Origin of the sequence: Myceligenerans crystallogenes, from assembly GCF_039529775.1 — a bacterium.
Lineage (GTDB): Bacteria > Actinomycetota > Actinomycetes > Actinomycetales > Cellulomonadaceae > Myceligenerans > Myceligenerans crystallogenes.
Genome location: NZ_BAAANL010000001.1, coordinates 1,123,601 through 1,146,457, shown reverse-complemented (window position 1 = coordinate 1,146,457; position 22,857 = coordinate 1,123,601). Strand labels below are relative to the sequence as shown.

The window sequence follows — 22,857 nt, the reverse complement described above, 5'->3', positions numbered from 1 at the left end:
CGTAGAGCGCGATCGCCTCGTCATGGCGGTCCTGCTCTCCCAGGGTGATGCCCTTGTTGACGAGCGCCTTGGCCACTCGGGTGCGGATGTCGGGGGTCGGGTCGTCGGCGAACCGGTCGACGACGTCGTCGCAGACCGCGATCGCCTCGTCCAGCCGGCCCAGCAGTCCCAGGGCGGCGCCCTTGCCGACGAGCGCCTGGGCAACCGCGGTGCGGATGGTTGGGTCGGGACTGTTTCCACATTGCTCGACGACGTGGTCGTATACGGTGATGGCTCGGTTGAAGTCGAAGCGATCGAAGGCTGCATCGCCGACTGCCAGCTTCGCATCGACTGCGGTGGTTGCGAGTGCAAGGTCCCAGGCGGCGGGCGTTGGTTCGGTGTCGGGGCGCAGGATCGTGTCGATGAGATGCACTGTGTAGTCGAAGGCACGGAAACCGTCAGTGTCGATGTCTTTGATGACGAGTTTCGTTTCGCCGTCGACGGGGGCGCAGGCCCATTCGACGGCGCGGTCGAAGTCGGCGTCGTCGAAGATCCGGTCGGGCTCACGCCGGTACGCGGGCCACAGCGCACGCAGGGAGTCGCGGGAGATCGGGTCGATGCGTCCGCAGCGGGCCCAGTCCGCGGCGGCCTCCACGAGGGCGACGCCGCCGGGGTTCTTCTGGTCGTAGTGTCGTGTGCGCTGGTCTCGCATCTTGTTCATGAGTAGCGGGCCTGCGACGAGGTATGCGGCCAGGCCATAGGGGCCGATCGCCTCGCGTAGCTTCGCGGGAAGGTCGAGGGCTTCCAGTTCGCGATCAGTGGTCCGATCCAAGGGGATCTCGATGGTCGCCGGGTTGCTGCGAATTGTGGACAGCAGGTCGACGGTCTCTTGTTTTGCCTTGTGCTGGGACTTCGCCCGGCCCTTGCCTCCGAGGGTGCCTACCACGAGACGGCCGTTGCTTGCCTGGCGCCATCGGTGCAGGTCGGTCATGGCGAGTGGGTGCTCGAACAGGAATTCCTCGATGTCGTCGAGCCACAGGACAGCGGGCTTGCCCTGGTCGACGGGTTCGTCGTCGTCAAGGATGTGGTGCAGGCTGATGGGGCTGGTCGGGGCGACCAGGAGCGCCGACCGGGTGTCGTGGGTGGCGCGTAGCGCTTCGTACAGGGTTCGGGACTTTCCGGTCTTGGAGTGCCCGTGCAGCAGGACGAGCCAAGGCGCGGAGTCATCAGCCATCGCGGCCTGGACCGCAGTTCGGACCGCGGCGTCCTTGTCCCGCGGCACGTACGCGGGTACTCGACCTCCGTCCAGGAAGTCCTGGGCTGCCGCGTCCACGCCGAGGCGCAACGGCGCGTCAGGGGACAGATCACCGATGGGTGCTACGGGGATACGGACCCACGAAGCCCTGGCAGTACGGCGTGCTTCCTCGGCGCGTGCTTCGGCCTCGGCGCGCTCCTGCGCTTCCTGAGCAGCGGCGAGTGCCGCTGCTTTGTTCGCTTGCAGGTGCCAGAACGCCCCCATGGCTGCGGTGACGACTCCGACAGCGAATGCGGCAGCCCGGGCCCAAGGAACCCACGCGGGACCGTTGAACAGTGACAAGAGCGTCAGAATCGCGACACTGAGACCTGCCACGCTGCCGGCCCAAAATTCCCTTCGACGCGTTGCTCGTGCCTCAACTGCCTGCGCATCCACCCGGGACATTAAAGCTGCTCAGGGCGCTGGGAGTCCACTGCACCTTCGACGCTCACCTGCCTGATCGAGCGCGCCCGAACTGACGGTGTTAAGCGCGGACCGACCGGCGCACCTTCGCGACATGGACATCACCGATGAACACGCCCCGAACGATTCTCGCCGGGCGACCGGTATCGCCGGCTCGCTGCGCCTGACCGTCCGGTACGACGCCGACCAGTGCGGCTCCGGCGGGATGCGGCACCGTTACTTCTACGAGATCACCGACTGGGACGGACTGGCCGACAAGACGTTCCAGGGAACGGACCTCGAGTCGGGAGTCGGGGACCCTGTCGACGCGGCCGGTGCGCTGCGTTCCCTGGTCTCGTTCCTGTCCGCGGCCGCCGACGGCTACCGGTCGGCGATCAGCCACCCCGGCACCCACCCGGAAACCCTCGCCATGTTCCCCGCCCGGGTGCCCGAGTCCGCGTACATGAACGACGACGAACTCGCCGCCCTTCGCGACCACCTGTCCGGAGCCGCCGTCAGCGACGGGGCGCGGGTTCGGCGGGCCGCCGGCTGGCCCGCACCGGGCACCGCCTGCAGGCCGCCGCACGCGCCGCGCCCTTCGGTGTGAACGCACCCACCGCCGACCGGCACCGCCCCGCGGGCATCTGAGCTCCCCAGGCCACATCGACTCTTGGAGGTAGGAGAACCATGGACAGGATCGAACCGGAAGCCGTCTTCGACCCGAACGACCTGTGGGGCGAGATGCTCGGACGTCTCGCCTGGCTGCGCGGGCACGAATTCACCGACGTGATGATCGTCGCCCAGCAGCACGAGCAGCACATCGACGCCGACTTGCGCCCGGCGAACGAGCCGTTCCCTCGCCTGCTGGGCACCGAACGGCAGTGGCGGCAGGCCGGCTGGCGGGTCTTGGACGGTGTCCTCGGCTACGAGATGCTCGCCCACCGCCCGCGCCTGTACTCGCTCGGCGAGGTCGCCCCGGTCGACCTCGCTGACGACGACATGTTCCAGCCGGTTGAACCCGCCGAGCTCGTCGGGCGGGCCGAGCTGGAGCGGCGGGTGTGCGAGGACCTGACCGCGCAGCTGCGCGGTCACGGCTACGACGTCGCCATGGCTCCCGCGGATCTGCCGGTGACGTTCATCGATCATGTCGACAAGACGGTCCGCATCCCCGACGCGGTCCCGCTGGCCGAGCGGGCCGGGGATCTGGCGCACGCCGCCACACGGGCGGCGCTGGGCCAGGTGTTCGATCAGACGACCAAGGACAGCGTCTACAACACGGTGACCGCCATCGCGGAATCGGCAGCCCACATCGTGATGGCCGCAGCAGGACTCGACCCGAAGCACGCGGCCTCCGCGCCGGTACGAGTGCCCGTCGAGCCGGTCGAGGGCACCCAGGTCAGCCTGGTGCTCATGGTCGGCGACGGCGCCCGGCTGGTTGCCAACAGGGTCCTGGCGGGCCTGACCACACCGGTCCGCCACGACGGCACCACCAGCACGCCTGCGCCGCGACAGGGAGCCGGCCGGCCGCCGCGTCCCACCCCGGGCCTGCCCGGCCCGTCCTCATCACCGCGCCCCGCTCCTGGCCCCGGACTCTGACCCGACCGCAGGCACCACCGTGGACCCGTACGACCAGGACGAGACCGTCACCCTCTACTGCGGCGATGCACATGACGTCGTGCCGGCCCTGGGACGGTTCGACGCCGTGGTGACCGACCCACCGTATGGGGTGACTCCGCTGGCCTGGGACGTGTGGCCTGAGGGCTGGCCCGCACTGGTCGCCGCGCATGCGACGTCGATGTGGTGCTTTGCGCCGGTGCGGGTGCTGCTCGAACGCGCAGCCGAGTTCGACGCGGCCGGGTGGCGCTTCTCCCAGGACGTCGTGTGGCGAAAACCGAACGGGACCGGGATCGCCCCGGCCCGGTTCCGCCGCGTCCACGAAACCGCGACGCACTGGTACCGCGGCCCCTGGACCGACACCTACCACGCCACCCCGCGCGTGCCGGGCCTCGGTCCTCGCAAGCAACGGGCGATCCACCGGACCGCGGGACCGGCCACGCAGAACACACAGGGTGCGTCGTCGTGGTCCGACGACGGAACCCGGCAGGCCCCATCGGTCATCGACGCGGCGAACCTGCACCGGCGCCAGCCGATCCACCCCACCGAGAAGCCGACGGGGCTCCTGGAACTCCTTATCGCCTACGCCACCCCGCCGGAGGGTGTGGTCCTGGACCCGTTCGCGGGATCCGGTTCCACGGCGGTCGCAGCGCGGCACATCGGACGACGCGCCGTCCTGGTCGAGGCGCGCGAGCAGCAGTGCGAGATGACCGCGCTCCGTCTGGCGCAGGGCTGCCTCGACCTCGGCATCTGACCCCCCTCCGCCGCCCGGCAAGCCGCGCCAGCGCCCTGAAGCCGGGCCGCGATGGCAACGGGCCTGCACCTGCCTCCTGACCCGAACAGGAGGCCACGATGAGCACCAACCCCGCAACCCGACAGGCGAACGCCGAGCGAGACCCGAAACTCGACGCCCTGCACGAGGCCCTCACCGACGCGGTGCAGGCGCTGGTCTCCGGTCAGGACTGGCAGCGGGCGATGACGTTCGCCGCGCGATTCCGCCGCTACAGCTTCGGGAACTGCCTGCTGCTGGCCGTGCAGAGCCAGGCGGCCTACGAGAAGGGGCTGCTGCCCGCCCCGTACCCGCGGTATGTGGCCGGGTACCGGCAGTGGCAGTCACTCGGCCGGCAGGTGATCCGCGGCTCGCGCGCGTTCCAGATCCTGGCCCCGACCACCGCAAGGTTCGCCGTCACCGACGACGGATCGGCGCGCAGGCTCGGCAAGGGCGAAAGAGCCGAGGCGGGCGAGACCGTCGCGACCCGGCTGGTCGGGGTCCGCCCCGCGCACGTGTTTCCCGCGGAGTTCACCGAGGGCTCCGAGCCGCTGCCGGAGCCACCGGCCCCGAAGCTGCTGCGGGGCGAAGCGCCGCCCGGCCTGTGGGACGGCCTGGCGGCACTGATCCGGCAGCGGGGCTTCACGCTCGACGACGTCTCCACCGCCGCGCAGATCGGCGGCGCGAACGGCGTCACGATGTGGGGGCCGGACCAGATCCTGGTCCGCGCGGACATGGACCCGCTCGCCCGGGTCAAGACCCTCGCCCACGAAACAGGGCACCTGGTCGCGCACACCCCCGGGGACCCGGACGTTCCCGCGCACCGGGGCATCGTCGAGATCGAAGCGGAGTCCGTCGCCGCGTTCGTGCTGGCGGCCCACGGCGTCGACTCGGCGGACTACACCGTCCCGTACGTCTCCACCTGGGCGTCCCGGGTCAAGGGCGTCGACCCGGTCGCTGCGGTCCAGCAGACCGCTACCCGGGTCCGCACCATCGCGCTGACGATCCTCGACGGCCTCGATACGACCATGGTGCCCGACGGCGACCCGCCCGGCCTGGACCGCGCCGCCCGCAATGGCAGCCCGGACCAGACACGCGCCCCCGCCGCGATCGACGGTGCCGCGCCGAGCAACCGCCGCCCGGCCGCGACCGGACGCGGCGCGGCGCGGCTACCGGTTATTCCGGAGTCCGCTGGCGCGGCGGTTCCGATCGAGGGGCCGGGCCGATGAGCGCCGGACCCCTCGACGTGGTCATGGACGTCGATCCCGATGGCGTCGTAGCCGTGACGGTGGCCGGCGCCGTGTGGGTGCCGCCACTGACGGTGAGTGAGACAGAGGCGGGCATCCGTCTGGGACGCCGCGATGTGCCATGGATCCTCGACCAGCTCCTGACCGAGCACGACGACCGCTCCTTGCGGGTCGTCCTGCACGACGGCGGCCGCGACTTCACCGACATCGTCACCCGCGACCATCTCGCCTCTCTGACACCGCGACCCGAGCCCAACGCGACGTCCGCTGCGCCGGTGGAGCCGGTGGGGAACGCGCTGTCGCGCCGTCCGGGCCGTGCAGATCGTGCCCGGCCGGGCTGGTTCGAGGCGGGCGGGTACACGCCGGGCGAACAGATCGCCGTCGCGGTCGTCGTGGCCCGCGTGCGCGCCGACGCCGACGGTGCGGCCGGGTTCACGCTGCCTGCGGCGCTGCGGGCCATGGTCGGCGACCTGCTCGTGATCGGCGAGGAATCCCGCCAGATCACCGTTGACCAAGCCGCGCACGCCCCGGCTGGCCTGCACGTTCTCAGCACTACGCTCAACGCCCCCGCGTCGCTGGGCCCGGCGACCGCGCCGGGCGGTGGAACCAACAGCCCTCATCCCGGATTCCGGCGCCCCGCCGGAGGCCCGGACTTTCAAGGCGGGCTGCGATGACGGCCCAACCCACGACGCGTGCAGGCAGCGACGAGCTCACGAATCTCGGCTTGCTGGCCTTGGCCGCACTGATCGTCGTCGGGGTGGTCCTGCGGGTCGCGGGCAACGTGACCGCGTTCCTCACCGGCCACGCCCCGCCCGAGAGCGAACCCGCCGCCGGGCTGAAGGTCCTTACCGACCCGGCGCATCCTGGTGCGGCGCTCGGTGCCGATGGGCTCAACTCGGTCTTGTACTGGATCACGGTTGCGATCCTGCTCACCGCCGTCGGCGCGGCGGTGTGGTTCGTGTGGCGGTTCACCGCTGGTCTGCGCACGCCGTCCGCGCACGCGAGCAGCCGCGCTGGCCTCGCGTCGTCGTCGGACCTGGCCCGCGCCGCATCCCGCCGGGCGCTGGTCAAACGGTCCGCAACACTCCGGCCGTCGCTCGAGAAGGCGGCACCGTCGGACGTCGGGTACCTGCTGGGGCACGGGCACGGCCGCGAGTTGTGGGCGTCGGTCGAGGACTCGATGCTCGTCCTGGGTCCGCCCCGGTCGGGCAAGGGCCTGCACCTGGTCATCAACATGGTCCTCGACGCGCCCGGCGCCGTGGTCACCACCAGCACGCGCCCCGACACCCTCGCGGTGACCATCGCAGCACGCCAGAAGATCGGACCCGTCGCCGTGTTCGACCCGCAGGGCTTGGCCGCCGACGCCGGCGCTGGGCTGCGCTGGTCACCGATCCGCGGGTGCGAGACCCCGCGGCGCGCGATGGTCCGCGCCGCCGGCCTCGCGAAAGAAACCGGCCTGGGCGGCAAGGGCGTGGAGAACGGGGGCTTCTGGGAGAACACCACCCGCGGCGCACTGCAGGCCATGCTCCACGCCGCGGCCCTGGCGGGACGCTCGCCCAGGGACCTGTACCTGTGGTCACTGTCGCCCGCCGCAGCGCAGGATGCGGTTGCCATCCTGCGCGCCCACCCCGAAGCCGCACACGGGTGGGGCGACGGACTGGACGGCATGATCAACAGCGACCCGCGCACCCGCGACAGCCTCTGGATGGGCGTCGGACAAGCACTCGCATGCCTCGCCGACCCTGACGTGCTCGACGCCGTCAGCCCGGGCCCGGACGAGATCTTCGACCCCGGAGCGTTCCTGCGCGAACGAGGCACGCTCTACCTGCTGGCCACCGGGTCGGGCGCCTCGGCGTCCTCGGCCCTGGTCGCGGCATTGATCGAAGACCTGACCGAGACCGCCCGGCGGCTCGCGGCCCGGTCGCCCGGCCAGCGCTTGGACCCGCCGCTGCTGCTGGCGCTGGACGAGATCGGGAACATCACGCCCCTGCCCTCGTTGCGGTTCCTCATGGCCGACGGCGGCGGCACCGGCATCACCACCATCCCCGTCTTCCAATCACTCGCCCAGGCCCGCGATCAGTGGGGCCCCGAGGCCGCTGCGGCGATCTGGGACTCGTCGATCGTCAAGATCATCCTCGGCGGCGCATCATCGGCATCCGACCTGCGTGACCTGTCCGCACTGCTTGGTGAGAAGGACGAGGTCACGGACTCTGTCACCATGGGACCCGACGGGACGCGCTCGGTGCAGCGGTCCCTGCGCAAGGTCCCGGTGATGCCACCCGAGACCGTTCGGACCCTCCCGTTCGGAACTGGCCTGCTGCTCCTGCGATCAGCGCCACCGATCACCGCCCGCCTGCGGCCCTGGCCCAAACGTGACGACGCCGCCGAACTCGCCGCCGGACGGGCCGCGTTCGAGACCGGACGCGGCCAACAGGACACCGGACAGGAGCCGTGACGGCTCAGTCCCCGTGGGACAGGGCCCAGCGCGCCCGGGCTGCGCGGCACCTCGTGATCCGCGCGGCCGCAGCGTGAGCCAGTTCGTGGACCGATGGTCCCGTGCCAGACTCAGGCGCCATGAGCAGTCGTGAGGGCATTCCGAAGTCATTTGCGGAGTTGGCGTCGAGGCCGGGCTGGATCGTCGTCGCCGATGACGGGACCACGGTCGAGGCTCGCTGGCTGCCTCCCGATGATGGGCCCGAGATCGTCGACCTGAAGGGTCGGCGGGATCTGCCGAACCAGTGGCATGCCTTCTTGGCCGTGCCCGGCGAAGGAGTTGATCGACTTCTGGATTCGAGGCTCGGGCTGAGCGAAGCGGCGGCGTGCGCGAGGGCCGACCGGTGGATTGACAACCTTACGCTGGGTCGGGCCTGGTGGATGTCGCGGCTCCGGCAGCGGGACATGGGTGACTTCTACACCGATCGCCGCTGGGAGCCAGAGGGCGCCAGGCTGCATGTGCTGCTGGTTCCAGAGGTCGGACCCCAGCTCACCGAGGAGTATGGCTTGGTCATGCACGCCTGGCAGCACGCTCTACGGCCGGTGCCGGCCCACCAGGTCCATGCCACGTTGTCCTGGCTCCGTGCCCCGGTCGCGGCCGCGATCACGCCCGAGGCCCGGCAGCACGTCGCCGACGAGCTCCGAACCCGGTTCGCCGACCTCGATCCAATCTCGACACTCACCGACAGGACTGTGGAGCCGGCCCGAGTCGCCGCGTACGGGGTGCGCTGCGAGGTCCCCGAGGACGACAAGCCCGAAGGCGGACGGCTGATCTATGCCTACGCGGCCGCGGCCACTGCGGCGCTCCGGGTGGTCTTCGGCGCCGACCAGGTCCCCGACCCGCGTCCCGACGCCCACCTCGCGCTCGCCTACGGCACCGGTGGCGACATCGCCCGGCTACATGGCGATCTCGAGGCGCTCGAGCTGCCCTGGCAAGACTGGCCTGTCCTGGGCGACTGCCGAATCCTTCTCACCGACGCCGATACCTTCGCGACACCAGCGACGCAATGGGACCGCTCCATCGACATCACCGGGTAGGCCTGGATCTGACGCCGCGATGGTCAGGAGATGCCCGACGGCGTGGGCGTCGACGAGGTGCGCGTCATCCGGTGAGCTGTGCGGCCGCGGCGCGCTGTCCTCGGTCAGCTGAGTCGTCACAGCCCGGCGCCGTGACCCGCGGACGCGATCGTGGACGCTCTCGCGGCGACACGGCCCGCATACCTGGATCGTGAGCGCGCCCGCCGGGCGCGCCGCGAACTCAGGAGGCTCAGCCATGACCATCCCGATCCCGGTGTCCGCCAGCCTGACCGGACGGCTCGCGGACGCTCCGCGTTTGCGGGAGACCGGCTCCGGCACCGTCTACGTACGTGTCCGAGTCCACGTCTTCCCGCGCCGGCCACGCCACGCTGGGCCGGACGCGAGCTGGCCCGAACCGGTCACCGTCGAGCTGGTGACGTTCGACGCCGTCGCCACCGTGCTGTGCCAGCGGTTCCGGTTCGGGGACTGGTTTGTCGCCTCCGGCCGGCTCGAGGCGAGTCGCAGCAACGCGCCGGTGTCGTTCATCGCGCGGCGGATCGGGCACGACGCCACCCGCACGAGCTACACGCTGCGCCGGTCGCGCCCGCGCCCCGTGCGCGCCCGGTCTACCGGGCCCGCCCTGCAGCCGGCGGGTTCAGGGACCGCTGTGGATCGCCGTGCGGACGACCGCAGCGCGTAAGGGGAACCGGACCGTGGACGAGAACCTTGAGCCCCGCCACCAATCCGATCGCGACGCCGTCGGACCGCACGCGATCGACGACACCCCTCTCGAAGACAGCGACGCGGCGTCGTCGCGTGAGGCCGAGTCGTTGCTGGATGCGTACCTCGCCGACAGGTTCGCGCTGCCTGCCGACGTCATCGGCCTGAAGCCCGACGACGACGCGGACGACCGGGCTTCGGCGGGCTCCGGTGTAGCCCGCGCGGGTTCGCCGTCGGGGCCAGGTCTGGACGGTCTGATTCCGGTGCAGCCGATGAACTTGCGTGCCCTGACCAGCGCGGAAGCCGAGCTCTACTGGCGCGCGCTGGACGACTGGGTCGACTGGCTGCGCCGGGACTACGGCTTGGGTGTCGCTCAGGTTCCGCCGTTGTGGCATCGGCACGCCGAGTTGCGCTGGGAGTTGTCCGCCCTGCACACCGCCTGGCTCGCCTCCTACGACTCCGAGGCGTCCGCGCTCGCGCCGGTGGCCTGGCACCGCGAACTGGCCGAGTCGCTGCGGCGGCTGCACGATTGGATCGGGCAGTCGGGAACCACGCTCGCGGAGGACCGGCCCACCCAGGTGACGCTCTGGCCGGGCGAACCCGGATACGGGACCACGGGCTCCTGGCAGGACGCGGCGGTCACGATCCCGGTCGTTGACCGGGTCGTCGATTTCGAGGCGTGGCTGGCCGGTGACCTCGCCGCGCGCCGCGCGGTGGAGGACCAGGTCCGGGCGACGCTGCCGACGCTCGCAGGCAGGCTGGCGCCGCGGAGGCGGTCGTGATGTTCGACGACGACCTCGAACGGGAACTCGATCGTGAGTTCGGCGACGACGAGCGAGCCAAGTCCGCCATGCGGGCCGACCTGGTCGCGATGCACGACCACGACACCACCGACACCGCGCCCGCCCACACCCTGATCGCCCGCAAGGTCTGGACGGCCCTGCGGGACCTCGGGATCGGCGGCGGGCAGATGCTGGTGCTCGGGCAGGACGCCGAGCTGTTCGCCGGCGTTCCAGTGGACGAACGCCGCCTGCCCCCGGGCGAGCGCGCCGGATTCACTGCCACGATCCCGGCCACCGTTCCGCGGCGGCCGGGGCTGGCGCCGCACCCGAACCTGCGCCTGCGCGCCTGGCACGGCGGCAGCGGCGATCCGGACCGGTACGACGTGGTGGTCGCGGTACCCGGGTACTGCGACGTCGCTCTGCACCGAGCTGATGCGGTCGCCAGTCGCAGGGTCGAGCAGATCCTCGGGCTGGTTGGCTGTCTGGCGAACACCGAACCGGGAGGGTTCACCGTCGGCCTGGTCTCGCACGACGTCATGGACGGCCCCGACAGCGACGCGCGCCGGCTGCTGACCGAGTTCGGAGAACTCGTCGGAGCGGTGCGGCTGCCGTCGGGTGCACTGCGTGAGGACCCGGGCACCGACGCCGTCGTGGACCTGCTCGTGCTGCGTCGCCATGACGGAACGCCCCTGGCGCCGCATCAGTTTCTGCGGGCTCCGACTCGGACGGTGGGCGGGCAGTGGGTGCGCGTGAACGACTACTTCCGGCACAACCCCCACCAGGTCCTTGGCCGTCTTTCCGCCCGGGCGACGCCGTGGGGGCAGGCCGAACTCGTCGTGCACGCCTCCGGGCTCGGACTCAACCGGGACCTGACCGCCGGCCTCGCAGCAGTCACCGCGCACGCCCGGCGGACAGGGCTCACCGCAGCGACCGAGCGGTCCCTCGACGTGGACGCGCCCATCGACTACACGCTCGTGCATCACGACGACCTCGACTCCGCCCGACGGGAGATCTCTCGCCTGCGCGACGCCGCCAGCCAGGAGCCACAGATCCCGGGACCAGGTCCAGCAGCGCCGCGCCCAGACGACGGGATCGGCCCCACCCGGTAAGCGAGAAACGTCTTCGAAGGAGCAGGTCATGGACACTTCACGCGATCAGATCGGTGACTACCTCGCCAAGATCCCCTTCACTGTCGGCCACGAGATCGCCGACGAGCAGGTCGTGGTCGGCGCGGTCCAGGCCAACCGGCAGGACATCGTGCACATCGTGCTGGACTGGGACGACACCGTGCACGCTCAACGGATCGCCGACCAGGTCACCCGCATCCTGGCCGGCACCGAACCGCCGGCGAGCCTGATCGTCGTCGGATTCGGGCCCCACGGTCGGGCCCGCGCCGGGACACTGGCCGATGGGCTGCGGGCCACCATGCCGAGCCTCGTCATGCCCGTTCACGTCCACGACGGCGTCTGGCGCGCTCTGGAGGGCAAGTGGACGCACGGGCAGCCGGTCCCGGACCTGACCGCCGAGCTGGTCGTGGCCGGGTTCCCGATCCCCGCCGGGTCCCCGGCGGATCTTGAAGCCTCGGTGGCGCCGCTGCGGGTCCCGGCCTTCGATCCGCTGGACGACCAGACCGCCGACCGGCTCGCGGCCCTGGCGCCGCGGCAGCGCGCCGGGCTCGCCCAGGACGTGCTGGAACGCGTCGCAGACGGCGGCCCGGACGAGATCGGCCAGATGCGGGTCCTGGCGCATCTGGCCACCACCGACCTGGTGATCCGCGATGTGATCCTGGCCTACACCCTCGACGGCGGGGTTCGCCACGACCGGGTCGAGGCGCTCGTGCGCACGTTCCGTGCCGCCCCGGCCCGCCAGCAGCCCCTGCTTGCCACCCTGGCTGCAGCCGCCACCTACTTCGCCTGCTGGCACACGCCCAAGACCGTGGGTCTCCTGCGGCACGCGGACCCGATCGCCCGGCTCACACACCTGGTCCAGTCCGCGCTGGAGTCGAACTTCGACCCGCGCCAGGCGCACGACACCGTCCGGGACGGAGCCGTCGAAGGACTCCAGCGGCAGGAACAGGAGCATGACGCCCGTCGCGCCGCCGCCGACGACCTGTCGACGGGACCGGTCAACGACTCCGGCGTCCGTGCGGGACCCGTCCAGCCGCCTGCGCATCCCCGGGTCGGCACATATCAGAACGGGCCTTCCTTGTGACCGCGCCAGCAGGCCGACATGGAGCCGCCCCCGGCGCACAGCCTTTGTCGGAAGTGCTGCGGGAAGCCATCGGTCTCGCCGAAGGTCCCCTCTCGCAGGCGAAATGGGCCGAGCAGGAGATCGCGGCCGCGATCGGCCGCCATCCCGCACAGCGCGATCTGCTCTTCCACGGGTTCGCACTGCTCACCCCGACCCACGCGTTGATGTCGACCGAGTTCGTCGCACGCTCACACTTCCGGGAACTGCTGGAGCGGCTCGCCATCGGCGCCGACACCCGCCCTGGCACCGCCGCGGAAATCTGCTGCGCATGCTGCGACGCCAGCCTGACCGCACCACTCACGTCTGCGGTAACGGGCTTGTACCTGCGCATGTGGGCCAAAGCGTTCCCCGGCGTGCCCGTCACCGACCTCGGTGACCACTACGAGGCGATCGAAGGGTCCGCCATCGACGTCCTGGAGACCAGCTCCCGCCGCGCCCTGACACGCACGGACCGCACCCTGACCACCATCACCTGCACCGGGGTGCACCACGGCGAACAGGTCTCTTGCACCTTCGCTGCCGGCCCAGACGGACAGCGCCCGACCCGGCGTCCACGCGCCACCGCGCGCAAGCCCACGGCTGCTCCGGCAGGCGCAGACCGGTCCGTCCGTAACAGTGAACCCGGCGAAGGGGCTCTCGGGGCCCAGGTTGTGAACCCGGGCGGCCAGTGGGACGCGCCGCACACCTGGGAGCCATGAGCATCGCAGCGAAACCACCCCAGACACGCCACGTCCCCGCAGGTTGCCCGCATATCGGGGCTCTGCGATGAGCGGGCCGCAGCAGCCCCTGACCCGCCGCGACATGTTCGCCATGTCGCGCCCTGATGCGCTGACGCTGGGCATCCCGGGCTGCGACGCCGCCGCGAACCGCGCCCGGCTCGCGGCCGCCGCGCGCATCCACGAGGAACAGGTGCAGTACGACGCCGCCGTCTACGCCGAAGCAGCCGCGCAGCGCACGACCGTCGACCCGGACCCGATCCGTCCGTTCGGGCTCGACGCTCTGCTTCAGGCGCGCGGCGATGTGCAGGCAGTCGTCGACGACCCCGACTTCGCCCGGAGCGTTCTGAAGGATATGGGCCGCGGATGGCGTGAGGAGATCGTCTCCGACGAGGACGGCACCCGCTGGGGGACGATCATTCCCACACCAGCCGAGGAAGCCGAAGCCGCCTACCAGGCAGTCCTCATCCACGACGAGCTCGCCAACCGCGGCATCGTAGCCAGCCGCCCGACCGCACCCAACCCGATCCAGGACGCCCTGGTCCAACACTTTGAGACACAGACGACGCGTCATCCCGACCACCCCGCAGCGTGGTGGAGCATCGACATGTACGGGCACATCACCGACCCGATCCTGCACCGGATCGAAGTCCGTGAACTGCTCAACCACCTGCTCTCCCAGCATCGCGGCGACCAGCTCGCCCACGCCCTCCAGACCAACGGCTTCGTCCCGACCTCAGAGGCAGTCGGAACGATCCGCGACCGGTTCGACACGCCCGTCCCGGTCCCGCACTCCTCCCCGCGACAGGAACTGCGCCACGCCATCGAAGCAGCCGACGAACTCGTCAAGGAACTCATCGACACCACCGTCGCGAACGTCGCCCGCTATATCCTGGCCGCCGAACTCGTCGCCGACCCTCCCGGCTCCGTCGACAGCCGATACGGCAGCGTCTGGACGATCTCCTTCGGGTCCCGCGAATCCGACGGCGCCCCCGACCAGGCCGACATCGACGGCGAACTCGACTCCACATGGCACTTCTCCAGCCACGAACTCACCCGCATCACCGACTCCGGCCTCCGCCTCGACATGCCAGCCGACCAGGTCGCAGCATGGATCACCGACCAGGCCCGCCACGCCGCCTCACCCCGGCAGACCCACTGGGACGCCCGCATCCGCGCCATCGACCCGTTCGCACGCGGCTCCGGACCCGGACAAAAACCGAGCCCGCAAAACCGCCCCAAGCAGGAATCCGTCGGCTACGAACCGCCCGCAACGGCGTCTCCCGACTCCCGCCGACACGGGACGGGAATCCTGTGACCTGGACGCGTGGTCCTCCAACCGAGAGAAACGTATAGGCCATGTCCCGCCCGTCGTGCCGGCCCGCTCGGGCAAGGACCCCGCTCGTACTTTCACGAGGGTGGCACTCCGCGACGGTCCGGCGGCACCGATCGACGCCGGAGAAAGCCACACGAGTCCCGGCAGCGGGATGTCACGCTAGAATGCGAACAAGTGTTCGATCGATCTGCAAGGTGGGCAGCGCGCCATGGGTGAACGTCGGATGCCCGGCTCGAAGGGCCGCGCGGTGTTGCCGCAGGTCCCGCTCAGTGACCGTGCCGAGGAAGCACCTCACTCCGCCCGGGTGGGCGAGCGGATCGTCGAAGCGTCCGAGCCTCTACCGGTTCTGGTATGGCTCCGAGCCAAGGTGTCGGGCGAGTTCCGCGCCGAGGGACACGCGATCGCCTGGACCGACCGCCAAGTGCACGTCCGCTACCTGCACCGCTCCGGCCGGCACGAGGGCTTCGCGTGGGTCTGGGCCAACGCCGTCACCCGACGATGACCCGACCCGGTCGCCGCGGAACCCCACCGCACACCTCGGGGTCACGAACCCGACAACCCAGCCTCCGAAAGTCCGAGACATCCGTGCGGGCAGTCTCCACGCACGCATCAGCGAAGGTCACGTCCACGTCGACGAGGACGACGGCTATCCGACGCCCGAGTATCCGGCCGTCATGAACGACCCGCCCAGGCGGCCCATCAACCTGGCCGCCGTCACCGACGCCGCCGCCCAGGAACTCGACATCGTGCGCGAAGCCGGCGCACCGCGCCGCCGGCTCCCTGGCCCGCACCACCGTCAACGACAGCGAACAGCCCTGGCCTCTAAGCCCCGGCCTGTCGCCTCCGACCGATGCCGTGGACGCTCGACGCTGTGGCCCGTGACCTCAGTACGGTCACGGGCCACATCCGGGAACCGGCTGGACCTGCTACACCACGTGCAGGTGCCCCCCGCGCCGCCCACCTCGCCGCGAGCGGGATGATCTGCGCCGTGGCACTCGTCTCCTGCTCCACCGCGGACGCCGGGTTCGTGCCGGGTGTCGAACTCCACGAGTGCTTGGAGCACGTCACGCACGCCTGGCCGCAGCAGGACTCAGCGCGCATCTAACGCGCTCGCGGTTTATGCAGCGTGACGCGCAATGAAGGCATCGACGTCTGAAAGCAGCACCATGACACGCCGTCCGATGCGGCGCCCCGGGATCTCCCCGTGTCGGACGAGTTCGCCTGCGGTCCATGCGGATATCCCGAGGTAGCTGGCGACGTCGTCGTACGTGAGATAGGGGTCATCGGGATTACCTTGTCGGTCAGCGCGGTACGCATCGAGTACGGAGACTCGGATCCGCAGACGGTTGCCGATCTTCACGCACGGGCCGATGCTGCCCCGACGAACGAGCTCCCCGAACCACCAGCGCGAGATCCCGAGACGCTCGGCCGCTTCTTTCGCGTCGAGCAGGCGGTCGGCCGGTACCGGCATGGGTTCGGGGTGCATGGCGACATCTCCTCGTGTGATCTCTCACGATGAGGTGTCCGCCCGCTGTCCGTGTGCGCCGTCGCAGTCCGGTAGCTGGCTTGGCGAAGCGGCTCCCGACTCCCGGTCCTGGGGCCGGGCTGAGCCGTGACCTCAGGCGTAGCGCTGGCCGGGGAACGGCAGGACGTTGCCCCCGTCCAACGCTGCCATGCGCTCGGCGAGCCGAGCATCGCCTTCGTTCGTTGCGTGCTGGTAAATCATCGCGGCTGCGACCGTCGAGTGCCCAAGGCGTTGCTTCAGTTCAGCCAGTGTTGCGCCCGCCTCCGCTGCCCGTGTCGCGGCGAGGTGCCGAAGATCGTGCCAGCGGATCTCTGGGGGCATCCCGGCTCGAGCCTTTGCCCGTCGGAACATCTGCGAGCGCTGGCCTCCGCGAACGGGCCGCCCGGTACTCGTGGTGAAGACCAGCGCCTGCGGGCCGGGGCCCGTGAACTTCTCGAGGTGCGTCAGGAGAGCTCGGGCGGCTGGAGGTGGAAGGTGGACGGGGCGTTTCCCTGCCTCGGACTTCGGTGGCCCGTACGAGACCGGCTTACCTGGCTCGTCGACCATCGCCCGGCGAACTCGAAGCCGAACTCCGCCGGACGCCGTCCGCTCGACGTCCTGACGTCGCAGGGCGAAGAGTTCGCCAGCCCGTAGCGCGGACCAGGCTGCGACAACAACCGCTGCCCTGTAACGCTCCGACCCGCCCGTGCAGGCAGCCGCGATGTTGTCGACGACGCTCCCGGCGGGGATGACGCGCTCGGCTGGTCGAGTCTGTGCCGCCCCGCGGATCGTGCATGGGTTGGCATCGATGTGCCGGTCGCGCACCGCATCGTTGCAGATGGTGCGGAGCAACGAATACGCGCGGGCCGCTTGGGTCCGTCCTGTCACGGCATCGGATCGCTCGACCGTCTCGACGACCTGCGGCGATCCCGCGGCACGCCAACCGTTCCACAGCGTCGCCGGCATCCGCCCAGAGTCCTTGACCGGTTGTCCGTTCTGTCGCGCCCAGGCCCGGACGTTGGCCGCGTCGGACGGCCCGGTCGACCGTTCCAGCCATGCCTTCGCCGAGGCCGCAGTCGCCACCTTCAGCGCGCCGTACCACTCGGTGATCACGCCGTGAGTGATCGAACGCAGCGGCAGTTCGCCGAGGTTGATCGTGCGGGCGGTGCCGGGCACGTCGAGCGGCGCGAGGATCCAGTGCGACAGCAGGTCGCTGTATCCACGTCGAGTCCGGGGCTTGAGCTCGCGAACGGAGAGCCAGGTCCGCGCGTAGTCACTCAGGAGGACGTCGCCGGCCTCGGGCTCACGGTACGTGCCCCGATAGACGTCAGCGAGAACAGTCGCCAGAGCGGTGTTCGCTTCCTCGTAGCTGCCGAACGTGCCGATCGGGCGGCGCTTCTTGTCGGGCCCGGTGTAGCGGGCCTGCCACCGGCCAGGGTGAACCTCGCGGATGTTGCCGTATGCGGATCGCTTTCGCGGCGCCCGTCGTCGGGACGTCATGCCCCCAGGTGAGGCGCTGGCGCCAGACGCGGGGGAGCCAGGCGATGCGGTTGGGGTTGGCATCGGAGAGACCCAATCTGCCCTCGCCGTTGCGAGCTAAGGGCACGTTAGGGCACAGGCACCAGCTTCCAGGTCCCCGGAGAGCAGCGAAGCGCAGGTCAGAAACCTACTCTGACCTGCGCTCCCACCGTCGGAGCGGATGACGGGAATCGAACCCGCGTAATCAGTTTGGAAGACTGAGGCTCTACCATTGAGCTACATCCGCGTGGGTCCCGACGACGGTATATGCCATGGTTGGGGCAACCCCTCCGAGCGCACCGTCCGTCGTCGAACCGCGGGCCAACGATAGCAAACCTTCCCGGTCCCCCGCGGACCGCCCGGCGTGGTCCACGCCACGGTGGTCGCGCTCGTGACCAGTGGCACTACACTGGGCCTGCCCGGTCCGGCCGGGCACTCGGGGTGTGGCGCAGCTTGGTAGCGCATCTGCTTTGGGAGCAGAGGGTCGCAGGTTCAAATCCTGTCACCCCGACAGCTGAACTCGCAGGACGTCAGGACTCCCGTGCCTGCCGGCCCCGCTCGCCGCGGAAGATCACCCAGCGCATCGCGCAGTACATGAACGCCGCCTCGCACAGCCCCGCCAGCAGCCGCGACAGCTGGTACGGCACGCCCAGCCCGGCCAGCCCGGCGCCGACGCCGAGCACGAGCGCGACGTAGTTGATCACGACGGCCACCACGTACAGCACCGCCTGCTTCCCCACCGGCGCGTGGGACCGGAAGTTGAAGATCCGGTTCAGCACGTACGCCAGCGCCAGCGCGCACGAGTAGGCGATCGTGAACGCCACCTCGACCGGCCATCCCAGCCCGCTGCGCAGCGCCGTCAGGAGCAGCAGGTCGAAGCTGAAGGTGCTGCCGTTGATGATCGCGAACCCGAGCAGCGTCGGCGGCACCACCCGGGAGAGCCCGAACGGCAGCCGGCGCGTGACGGCCTCGCAGAAGCGCGCGAAGCGCGCCGCCGCCGCCGAGTCCCGGGGCCCGCCCGGCTCGGCGACCTTCTCGCTGGCGGCCTCGGCCGCGTGGTTCTCGCTGTCAGTGGCCGCTGGGACGGCTTCACCGGGGTGACTTGCCACGGCGCAAGCTTGCCACCGCCTCCTGGGCGTCCGGTGACATTCCGGCGACCTCACCCTCATCGGGCGGGTGAGATCCGGCCGATCTCAGGGGTATCTCAGCAAGCCGGCGACTTTCCTGGCTTTCACCCACCTCACGTGCTGCGATGGACCGGTGTCCACCACCTTGACCCGAGGTCCCGTCCGCGCCACCGAGCGATCACCCGCGCCCGACCTCGCGCGCGGCTTCATGCTGCTGCTCATCGCCGTCGCGAACACGCCCTTCTACCTCTGGGGCCGCAGCCACACCTTCGCCGGCGGCCATCCGGCCGAGGGTTCCTGGCTCGACATGACGATCGACTTCCTCGTCATCACCGTCGTCGACCTGCGCACCTACCCGATGTTCGCGTTCCTGTTCGGTTACGGGATGTGGCAGATCTACTCCCGGCAGACCGCCGCCGGCACCCCGGAGGCGCAGGCCCACGGTCTGCTCCAGCTCCGCAACCTGTGGCTCCTCGTCCTCGGCTTCGTGCACGCGGCGCTGCTCTGGATGGGCGACGTGCTGGGCGCCTACGGCATCGCGGGCCTGATCATGGTGTGGCTGTTCCTGCGGCGGAAGGACCGCACGCTGATCGCGTGGGCGTGGGTGCTGCTGGGCCTGCTGACGCTCACCGCCGCCCTGGCGATCGTGGGCGGCTGGTTCACCGCGCAGGCACCCCCCGAGATCGCCGCGCAGATCCAGGCCGACCTGGCGGCGTCGTCCGAGGACCAGTCCATGACGGCCGGTTCCTACCTCGCGTCGATCCCCGCGCGCCTGAGCACCTGGGTGTTCGTCGCCCTCGGCCAGGGCGTCGCCGGCCTGGTCGTCCCGCTGATGATCCTGCTGGCCTTCTGGGCCGGGCGCCGTCGCATCCTGGAGACGCCGGGCGAGCACCTCCCCCTCCTGCGCCGGGTCGCGGCGATCGGCATCCCGGTCGCCTGGGCCGGGGCCCTGCCGCAGGCGCTCATGCACGTCGGCGCGATCGACATCCCCCGCCATGCGGAGTGGATGTTCATGTTCACCCAGATCACCACCGGACTCTTCGGCGGCCTGGGCTACGTGGCGCTGTTCGGCCTGATCGGCCACGCCGTCGCCCGGCGCCGCTCCGGGACCCCGGCCCCCGCCGCGGGACCCCGCACCACGCTCGACGTGGACGGGCCGGTCGCCGGCGCGATCCAGGCCGTGGGCAAGCGGTCCCTGACGTGCTACCTGCTGCAGTCGGTGCTGTGCGCGCCCGTGCTCACCGCCTGGGGGCTCGGCCTGGGCCAGCACCTGACGTCCTCGTCCATGCTGCTGTACGCGATCGCCGTGTGGGGCCTGACCCTGGCGTTCGCCGTCTGGCAGGAGAAGCGCGGCCTGCGCGGGCCCGCCGAGGTCCTGCTGCGGCGGCTCACGTACCGCCGGGCCGCCGCAGCCTGACCCTCCCGCACCGATCCGCGCGGCGGGCTACGCTCCGGCCGTGGCCCGCCGCGCGGCCGACCGCCGCGCCAGCACCCCCGCCAGCAGGTCCACCACGAGGAACGCCGCCAGCGAGATCCCGAACAACGGCAGGAACCAGCCGATCCCCGCCGCCACGGCGAGCAGCCCCACGGCGAGCCACAGGGGCGCCCTGCGCAAGCCGCCGCGCGGCATCGGCCGCCCGAAGGCGAACCGGTCCGCGCCCCGCGGCCGCCGCTGCCACCACATCCGGTACCCGATCACGACGAGCGTGATCAGCCCCGCCGCGACACCCGCGAGCAGGAGCTGGTTCCAGATCCCGAACATCAGCCCCATGTGCAGGTCGATCCCCCACCGGCTGAGCTTGGAGGCGATCGGGTGGTCCGCGAAGTCCACGCGGTCCACGGCGAGCCCGCGCATCGGGTCGACGGCGATCGCGTCCCGCTGCGTGGGAAAGCTGCGCCGCACCTCCATGACGGTCCAGGCCTCGCCGGGTTCGGCGGCCGGGACGATCTCCAGCGGGTCGCGCAGGCCCTCGGCCCGCGCGGCGGCGAGCACGCCGGTCACGCCGACGCCGATCTGCGGCCCGCCGAACAGCTCGGTGTCCGCCGCCGTGTCCGACGACGCCGCGTGGTCGCCGTGCCCCGCATGCCCCGCCGCGGCCTCGCCGGCCCCGCCGTGCCCCTCCTCGTGCGCGCCCGCGCCGCCGTCCGCCGGCCCGGTCAGCGTGGTGTCCACCGCCGGCGTCTCCCACGCGAGCGCCGCGCGCAGCGCATCGACGTTCGCGCCCGCGTACACCGACCAGGTCAGGCCGGTGGCCGAGAGCCCGAGCAGCCCGAGCGCGGCGAGCGTGCCGACGGAGCCGTGCCAGGACATCGTCCGGCGCCGGCCGCGGGCCGCCGCGACGTCCGGGACCACGAGCGCCCGCAGCTTGCGCCGCCGCGCCACCTGCGCGATCCACATCGCCAGCCCGCCGAGCACCATCACCCACAGCCACGACGCCGCGGTCTCGGAGTAGATCCGGCCCGGGTCGCCCAGGTGCAGGCTGGTGTGCAGGTCGGCGAGCCAGGACCGGAACGGCAGCTTGTCCCCGCTGGTCTCCAGCGCGCCGGAGACCTCGGCGGTGTACGGGTCGACGAAGACGGTCCGGCTCATGCCCTCGGCGACGTCGTCCGCGGCGATCAGGACGCGCGTGGTGCGGTCGTCCTCGCCGGGCAGCACCACCTTCTCGACGACGCCGTCCGGGTACGCGGCACGCGCCGCCCGGACCTGGTCGGCGACGGGCAGGGGCTCGGCCGCGACGTCGGCCACGAACAGCACGTCGCGGTGGACGGCGTCCTCCAGGGTCGGGGAGAACGCGTACAGCAGGCCCGTCAGGGCCGCGAGCAGCAGGAACGGCCCCACGAGGATGCCCGCGTAGAAGTGCAGGCGCAGCAGGACCGGGCGCAGGTAGTGCCAGAGGCCGCCGCGGCCGGGCGGCCCGGTAGGGCCGGGACCGTCCGGCAGTGCGTCCGGCGCCGCGCCGGGCGGCGGACTGGTCGTTTCCAGGGTCGACGAAGACATGTGTCACCAGGGCTTTCTGGGCAGCGCGAGGGTACGCGCGGTCGCCCGTGGGCTCACGGGCGGAACGCGCACGTCACGCACGGAAGGGGGAAGATGCCGTCAGGCCGTGGATCGGGGTCACGACGACGCGGGGTCGACACAACGCAGGGTCGACACAACGCAGGGATCACGACGCCGCCGGGTCACGACGACGCAGGATCAGGCGCCGAGACCATCCGGTGACGCCCCTGCCGGGACCACCGGGACGCGCCCGGCCCGCTCCGCGCGCGACCGCTCAGGCCACGGCCGGGACCGGCGGCGGCCCCCGCCGGGGATCGGCCGTCACGCGGGCGAGCGACGATGGCGTCACGTCGGGCCGCACGACGACGCCCCGGACCCGGAGCCTGGTCGCCACGAGCGGCCGGAACCGGCCCGCGAGCGCCGGGAGGATCGCGGCGCAGAGGCGGAGCGCCATCATCCCGGCGTGCTCGGCGAGCACGATGACCGCCGACGTCGCGACGGCGGCCAGGCCGTGGCCGGCGAGCAGCTGCGGCGACTCCCCGGTCAGGTGATGCCCGGGATCGCCGAGCATGGCCAGGACCGCCGGGATCGACGGCGGCATCCCGTGGGTCAGATCGGCGGAGGGCCCGTGTCCCAGCTGCTCGCATGCGGCGAGCAGCGCGAATCCGTGGTGCAGGAAGACCTGGACGGCCCCGAAGAAGAGCATCACGAGCCAGAGTCGTGCCCGGACCAGGCCGCAGATCCCCGCGAGGACCAGGGTCGGCGCCGCGCACAGCACGAGGCCCGGCACGCCGGGCAGCGTGCCCCCGCCGAGCAGGTGCGCGCCGGCGGCGAGCGCGAACGACACGGACGCGAGCAGGGCGGTGCGCGTCAGGTGCGCCGCCTGCAGCAGGTCCGTGGCCATGGAGGGCAATCTAGACCTCGCCACCGACATGGCACGGCAGGGTGTGTGATCCCGAAGCGATTAACGGCGGGCCCGGGGCTGGAGCCGGGCCCGGTCCGCCCGGGGTGCGGCGGACGGCGGCCGCTCAGAATCACCCCGACTTTCCTGGCGTCCGGCCGCGCCACGTGCTGCGATGAACTCCTGTCGA

General features: G+C 71.2%; 21 protein-coding genes and 2 tRNA genes. 16 read left to right on the top strand and 7 right to left on the bottom strand.

The window, feature by feature from the left end; all coding sequences use genetic code 11:
- A partial coding sequence (locus tag ABD208_RS04675) for a tetratricopeptide repeat protein (protein WP_344099968.1) occupies window positions 1-1,576 on the bottom strand: 1,576 nt, incomplete at its 3' end.
- Between the two features lie 214 nt (window positions 1,577-1,790).
- On the opposite strand from ABD208_RS04675, the gene ABD208_RS04670 reads away from it, so the two are divergent.
- From ABD208_RS04670 to ABD208_RS04605, 14 genes are all read left to right on the top strand, one after another.
- Complete coding sequence (locus tag ABD208_RS04670; protein WP_344099966.1) at window positions 1,791-2,282, top strand: hypothetical protein; 492 nt, start codon at window positions 1,791-1,793, stop codon at window positions 2,280-2,282.
- An 80-nt stretch (window positions 2,283-2,362) separates the two neighbouring features.
- Window positions 2,363-3,271: a hypothetical protein gene (locus tag ABD208_RS04665; protein ID WP_344099964.1), complete on the top strand. Its 909-nt coding sequence runs from the start codon at window positions 2,363-2,365 to the stop codon at window positions 3,269-3,271.
- A 19-nt stretch (window positions 3,272-3,290) separates the two neighbouring features.
- Window positions 3,291-4,043 carry a DNA-methyltransferase gene (locus ABD208_RS04660; protein ID WP_344099962.1) on the top strand — a complete coding sequence of 251 codons (753 nt, stop codon included), beginning with the start codon at window positions 3,291-3,293 and terminating at the stop codon, window positions 4,041-4,043.
- Window positions 4,044-4,141: 98 nt separating this feature from the next.
- On the top strand, window positions 4,142-5,287 hold the full coding sequence (locus tag ABD208_RS04655; RefSeq protein WP_344099960.1) for an ArdC-like ssDNA-binding domain-containing protein: 1,146 nt from the start codon (window positions 4,142-4,144) through the stop codon (window positions 5,285-5,287).
- Window positions 5,288-5,310: 23 nt separating this feature from the next.
- Window positions 5,311-5,979 (top strand): hypothetical protein, encoded by a 669-nt coding sequence (locus ABD208_RS04650; RefSeq protein ID WP_344099958.1) that lies wholly within the window; start codon window positions 5,311-5,313, stop codon window positions 5,977-5,979.
- Complete coding sequence (locus ABD208_RS04645; RefSeq protein WP_344099956.1) at window positions 5,976-7,760, top strand: type IV secretory system conjugative DNA transfer family protein; 1,785 nt, start codon at window positions 5,976-5,978, stop codon at window positions 7,758-7,760. Before ABD208_RS04650 ends, ABD208_RS04645 begins: the two co-directional genes overlap by 4 nt.
- A gap of 119 nt (window positions 7,761-7,879) precedes the next feature.
- Window positions 7,880-8,836 (top strand): hypothetical protein, encoded by a 957-nt coding sequence (locus tag ABD208_RS04640; RefSeq protein WP_344099954.1) that lies wholly within the window; start codon window positions 7,880-7,882, stop codon window positions 8,834-8,836.
- 235 nt (window positions 8,837-9,071) lie between these two features.
- Window positions 9,072-9,515: a single-stranded DNA-binding protein gene (locus ABD208_RS04635; protein ID WP_344099952.1), complete on the top strand. Its 444-nt coding sequence runs from the start codon at window positions 9,072-9,074 to the stop codon at window positions 9,513-9,515.
- A 13-nt stretch (window positions 9,516-9,528) separates the two neighbouring features.
- Window positions 9,529-10,317 (top strand): hypothetical protein, encoded by a 789-nt coding sequence (locus tag ABD208_RS04630; protein ID WP_344099950.1) that lies wholly within the window; start codon window positions 9,529-9,531, stop codon window positions 10,315-10,317.
- Window positions 10,317-11,426 (top strand): hypothetical protein, encoded by a 1,110-nt coding sequence (locus ABD208_RS04625; RefSeq protein ID WP_344099948.1) that lies wholly within the window; start codon window positions 10,317-10,319, stop codon window positions 11,424-11,426. Before ABD208_RS04630 ends, ABD208_RS04625 begins: the two co-directional genes overlap by 1 nt.
- 28 nt (window positions 11,427-11,454) lie before the next feature.
- Window positions 11,455-12,528, top strand: a complete 1,074-nt coding sequence (locus tag ABD208_RS04620; RefSeq protein ID WP_344099946.1) for a hypothetical protein — start codon at window positions 11,455-11,457, stop codon at window positions 12,526-12,528.
- Window positions 12,529-12,581: 53 nt separating this feature from the next.
- The gene (locus ABD208_RS04615; RefSeq protein WP_344099944.1) at window positions 12,582-13,265 is read left to right on the top strand and encodes a hypothetical protein; all 684 of its coding nucleotides are present in this window, start codon (window positions 12,582-12,584) and stop codon (window positions 13,263-13,265) included.
- A gap of 67 nt (window positions 13,266-13,332) precedes the next feature.
- On the top strand, window positions 13,333-14,601 hold the full coding sequence (locus ABD208_RS04610) for a hypothetical protein (RefSeq protein WP_344099942.1): 1,269 nt from the start codon (window positions 13,333-13,335) through the stop codon (window positions 14,599-14,601).
- Between the two features lie 226 nt (window positions 14,602-14,827).
- Complete coding sequence (locus tag ABD208_RS04605; RefSeq protein ID WP_344099939.1) at window positions 14,828-15,121, top strand: hypothetical protein; 294 nt, start codon at window positions 14,828-14,830, stop codon at window positions 15,119-15,121.
- A 615-nt stretch (window positions 15,122-15,736) separates the two neighbouring features.
- On the opposite strand, the gene ABD208_RS04600 is transcribed toward ABD208_RS04605, so the two are convergent.
- The 3 genes from ABD208_RS04600 to ABD208_RS04590 form a co-directional block, all read right to left on the bottom strand.
- Complete coding sequence (locus ABD208_RS04600; RefSeq protein WP_344099937.1) at window positions 15,737-16,105, bottom strand: helix-turn-helix domain-containing protein; 369 nt, start codon at window positions 16,103-16,105, stop codon at window positions 15,737-15,739.
- Between the two features lie 132 nt (window positions 16,106-16,237).
- Window positions 16,238-17,623 (bottom strand): tyrosine-type recombinase/integrase, encoded by a 1,386-nt coding sequence (locus ABD208_RS04595; RefSeq protein WP_344099935.1) that lies wholly within the window; start codon window positions 17,621-17,623, stop codon window positions 16,238-16,240.
- A 194-nt stretch (window positions 17,624-17,817) separates the two neighbouring features.
- A tRNA-Gly gene (locus ABD208_RS04590) sits at window positions 17,818-17,888 on the bottom strand.
- Window positions 17,889-18,078: 190 nt separating this feature from the next.
- Between ABD208_RS04590 and ABD208_RS04585 the strand changes: the two genes are divergently transcribed.
- Window positions 18,079-18,152 (top strand) — tRNA-Pro (locus ABD208_RS04585).
- Between the two features lie 19 nt (window positions 18,153-18,171).
- On the opposite strand, the gene ABD208_RS04580 is transcribed toward ABD208_RS04585, so the two are convergent.
- Window positions 18,172-18,750: a GtrA family protein gene (locus ABD208_RS04580; protein WP_344099933.1), complete on the bottom strand. Its 579-nt coding sequence runs from the start codon at window positions 18,748-18,750 to the stop codon at window positions 18,172-18,174.
- Window positions 18,751-18,901: 151 nt separating this feature from the next.
- Between ABD208_RS04580 and ABD208_RS04575 the strand changes: the two genes are divergently transcribed.
- Window positions 18,902-20,185: a DUF418 domain-containing protein gene (locus ABD208_RS04575; RefSeq protein ID WP_344099931.1), complete on the top strand. Its 1,284-nt coding sequence runs from the start codon at window positions 18,902-18,904 to the stop codon at window positions 20,183-20,185.
- Window positions 20,186-20,212: 27 nt separating this feature from the next.
- On the opposite strand, the gene ABD208_RS04570 is transcribed toward ABD208_RS04575, so the two are convergent.
- Complete coding sequence (locus ABD208_RS04570; RefSeq protein WP_344099929.1) at window positions 20,213-21,766, bottom strand: PepSY-associated TM helix domain-containing protein; 1,554 nt, start codon at window positions 21,764-21,766, stop codon at window positions 20,213-20,215.
- Between the two features lie 274 nt (window positions 21,767-22,040).
- Window positions 22,041-22,670 carry a hypothetical protein gene (locus ABD208_RS04565; protein WP_344099927.1) on the bottom strand — a complete coding sequence of 210 codons (630 nt, stop codon included), beginning with the start codon at window positions 22,668-22,670 and terminating at the stop codon, window positions 22,041-22,043.
- Window positions 22,671-22,857: the final 187 nt, after the last annotated feature.